2 protein-coding genes are annotated in these 4032 nt (G+C 68.9%); one reads left to right on the top strand and one right to left on the bottom strand.

The window, feature by feature from the left end:
* Nucleotides 1–1751 (bottom strand): diguanylate cyclase (locus H0W38_RS18180; protein ID WP_292456718.1); only part of this gene is annotated, 1751 nt, incomplete at its 3' end.
* A gap of 229 nt (nucleotides 1752–1980) precedes the next feature.
* Here H0W38_RS18180 and H0W38_RS18175 point away from each other — a divergent pair.
* A partial coding sequence (locus tag H0W38_RS18175; RefSeq protein ID WP_292456714.1) for an acetoacetate--CoA ligase occupies nucleotides 1981–4032 on the top strand: 2052 nt, incomplete at its 3' end.

Raw genomic sequence — 4032 nt, 5'->3', positions numbered from 1 at the left:
TCCATCGCGGCCGTTTCGGTGATCTCGCACAGCAGCTGGGAGGGCTCGACCTGGTGCCGAGCCAGGGCCTTCGCAATGCGTTCGACCAGGTCTTCCTCACGCAGCTGGTGCGCCGACAGATTGATCGCGACGCGCATCCGCAGGCCGTCTTCGGCCCAGGCCTGCATCTGGCGGCACGCTTCGTCGATGACCCAGTTGCCCACGCTGTTGATCAGGCCGACCCGCTCGGCCAGCGGGATGAACACGCCCGGGCTGACCAGCCCGCGCACCGGATGGTCCCAGCGCAGCAAGGCCTCGACGCCGCGGATCTGCCCCCGCCGCGCGTCGAACTTGGGCTGGTAGTAGAGCTGCAGCTGCCCGAGCTCGACGGCGTGACGCAGGTCGTTCTGCAGGCTCAGTTGTTCGAGTGCGCCGGCGTCCATGTGCGACTCGAACAAGGCATAGGTGTTGCCGCCGGCGCGCTTGGCCGCGTACATCGCGGCGTCGGCATGCGCGACGAGCTTGTCCTTGTGGCCGTGATCGGGATAGACGACGATGCCGACCGAACCGGAAACCTCCACCTGCCGGTTCCCGACTTCAAACGGGCGGGCCAGAACCGCGACCAGCCGGCGCGCCAGGGCCACGCAGTCGGCCAGGCTGGCCGCGTCCTCCACCAGCATCACGAACTCGTCGCCGCCGATGCGCGCCAGCGTGTCGCTGTCGCGTGCGGCGACGCCCAGGCGCAGCGCCGCCTCCTTGAGCACCAGGTCGCCGGCCGCGTGACCCAGCGAATCGTTGACCGGCTTGAAGCCGTCGAGATCGATGAACAGCACGGCCAGCTTGGCCCCGGGGCGCCCGGTGAGGCGTTCCTCGGCACGATCGAGGCGGCTCAGCGCGTGCGTCAACCGGTCTTCGAACAGCAGGCGGTTGGGCAGGCCGGTGAGCGGGTCCACGAAGGCGCGGTGTTTCAACTCTTCGTTGACCGCCTGCAGTTGCGCATTCGCCGCCTTGAGCGAACCGGCGAGCCGCACCGTCCTGCTCTGCATGCGCGCATCGAGGGTCGAGGTGAACAAGGCCACCGCGAGCAGCGCCACCGACCACATCGCCACCGCGGCGCCGACGTTGCTGCCCGCCAGGGCGTTGGCGCTCAGGCACACCGCGCCCTCGGGGAAACTCGCTGCGGCCATGCCGGTGTAGTGCATGCCGCAGATGGCACCGCCCATCACCAGTGCGGCGAGGCTCTGATAGAGCTGGCCGCGAGTGGCATTGACCCTGCGCAGCCAGAAGAAGATCAGCAGTGCCGCCGCCGACGCACCGACCGCGATGAGCGCCGAGGCTGCGACCAGGAACGGATTCCACACAATGCCCGGCGCCATGTCTAGCGCGGCCATGCCGATGTAGTGCATTACACAGATGCCGGCGCCCATCGCCAGCGCGCCGCCGGCCAGCCGGCGCCAGCTCAGCGAGGCGCGGCTGGCAACGAACAAGGCCATGGCCGACACGGCCACCGCGGCGACCCACGAAGCCACCGTCAGCCCCCAGGTGTAGCCGAGCGCGATGGGCAAGGAGAACGACAGCATGCCGACGAAGTGCATGCACCACATGCCGGTGCCCATCGCCACCGAGCCGCCCAACCACCAGCCCAGATTCACGCCCCGGTCGTGGGTATGCACCCTCTTGGCCAGGTCCAGAGCGACGTAGGACGCGAAGCTCGCGATCAACAGGGAGGCGACGACGAGCCCGGGGTCGTAGCTCGAAGGCAGATAGGCCAAAGCGTGTTCCTCGTCTCGTCCGGGCCGGTAGGCATGCCGCCTGCGGCTTCTTCGCCCGCAAGGGGTTTGCATTCTCTTCGGCGCAACGCGCGCTGACTTGAGGGAGACGGCCTGCGAGATCGAAAGCGACAGGCCCCGTGTGCGAATCCGTGCGAAATGCTCGGGCTGCACAGCAAGGCCGGCCCGCAAGCCGCGCGCTACGCTTGTGGTCCGACCCCTGGAGCCGCCGATGCCTTCCTCGCCCGCGCCCCTTCCCGAGCCGCAGATCGCCCGCTACCTGCGCTTTCTCGAAACCAGCCGCGGCCGGCGTTTTGAGGCCGACACGCCGGCCGGCTACGACGCCCTGTGGCGTTGGTCGATCGACGAGCTGCCCGACTTCTGGGCCTCGATCTGGGAGCACTTCGATGTGCTCTCGCCCACGCCCTGGGGCAGCGTGCTCTCCGAGCCGGCGATGCCCGGCGCGCGCTGGTTCGAGGGCGCGCAAGTCAATTACGCGCAGCAGGTGCTGCGTCATGCGGACGCCGCACACGCGGCTGGGCACCCGGCCATCCTGTTTCGCAACGAGGCCTTGAGCCAACGCGATCCGCAGGCCTTGCACGAAACGAGCTGGCCGGAGCTGAAGCGCCAAGTCGCCTCGCTCGCCTTGCACCTGCAGCGTCTGGGCATCACGCCCGGCGACCGCGTCGCCGCCTTTTTGCCGAACGCGCCGCAGGCAATCGTGGCGTTTCTGGCCTGCGCCAGCGTCGGCGCGGTGTGGTCGGTGTGCTCACCCGACATGGGGCCGGTGGCGGTGCTCGACCGCTTCCGGCAGATCGAGCCCAAGGCGCTGATCGCCTGCGATGGCTACATGTACGGTGGCGTCCCGCACGACCGCCTGCCGCTGCTGCGTGAACTGCTCGAGGCCTTGCCGAGCGTGCGCGACGTGGTGCTGCTGCGTTACCTCGACGAAGCGGCCGATGCGGCGCCGCTCGCCGCCGCCGGGCGCGCGGTGCACGACTTCGCCGCGCTCACCGAAGGCGAGGCGACCTTCGAGCCGCTGTGGCTGCCCTTCGACCAGCCGCTTTGGATCGTCTATTCGAGCGGCACCACCGGCCTGCCCAAGGCCATCGTGCACGGCCATGGCGGCGTGATGCTCAATTCGCTCAAGGCCAATGCCATGCACCACAACCTGGGCGCCAGCGCCGAGAGCGGCGACCGCTTCCACTGGTACAGCAGCAGCGGCTGGATCATGTGGAACGCGCAGGTCTCGGGGCTGTTGAACGGCACGACCGTGTGCCTGTACGACGGCAGCCCGGGCGGGCCGGCGCCGGCGGTCGGTGCGGCCGACTGGGGCGTGCTGTGGCGCTTCGCGGCCGATGCCGGTGTCACCTATTTCGGCGCGGGGGCCGCGTTCTACGCGAGCTGCCTGAAAGCCGGCATCGAGCCGATGCGCGAGGGCGATCTGTCGGCGCTGCGCGGCGTGGGCTCGACCGGCTCACCGCTGTCGGACGAGGGCTACCAGTGGATCTGGGACCAGCTGCCCAAGCGCGAGGGCCGCGACATCTGGCTCAACCCGATCTCCGGCGGCACCGACTTCGCCGGCGCTTTCGTTGCCGGCATGGTGACCCTGCCCGTGGTGAAAGGCGAGATGCAGTGCCGCTGCCTCGGCGCGGCGGTCGAGGCCTGGAGCGAGCCCGACGCCAGCGGGCGCGGCCGCGCACTGATCGACGAGGTGGGCGAGCTGGTGTGCACGAAGCCCATTCCCTCGATGCCGCTGTACTTCTGGAACGACCCCGACAACCGCCGCTACCTGGGCAGCTACTTCGACATGTACCCGGGCCGAAATGGGCAACCTGCGGTTTGGCGCCACGGCGACTGGATCCGCATCACGCCACGCGGCGGCGCCGTCATCTACGGCCGCAGCGACGCCACGATCAACCGCCACGGCATCCGCATGGGTACGGCAGAGTTGTACCGGGCGGTCGAGGCGCTGCCGGAGGTGCTGGACAGCCTGGTGGTGGACCTGGAATACCTGGGCCGAGAGAGCTACATGCCGCTGTTCGTGGTGCTGCGCGAAGGGTTGGTGCTGGATGAGGCGTTGACGAAGCGGCTGAAGGCGGTGATCCGGACGGCGCTGTCGGCGCGGCATGTGCCGAACGAGATCTTCCAGGTCGAAGCGGTGCCGCGGACCTTGTCGGGCAAGAAGATGGAGCTGCCGGTGAAGAAGCTGCTGATGGGCGCGGATGCGAAGCAGGTGCTCAACGCGGATGCGATGGCGAATGCGGGATGCGTGGATTGGTTC

The organism is Methylibium sp. (assembly GCF_013817365.1).
Classification (GTDB): domain Bacteria; phylum Pseudomonadota; class Gammaproteobacteria; order Burkholderiales; family Burkholderiaceae_C; genus Methylibium.
Note: the sequence above shows the minus strand (reverse complement) of the source record. Positions and strands in the feature narration are given on the sequence as shown.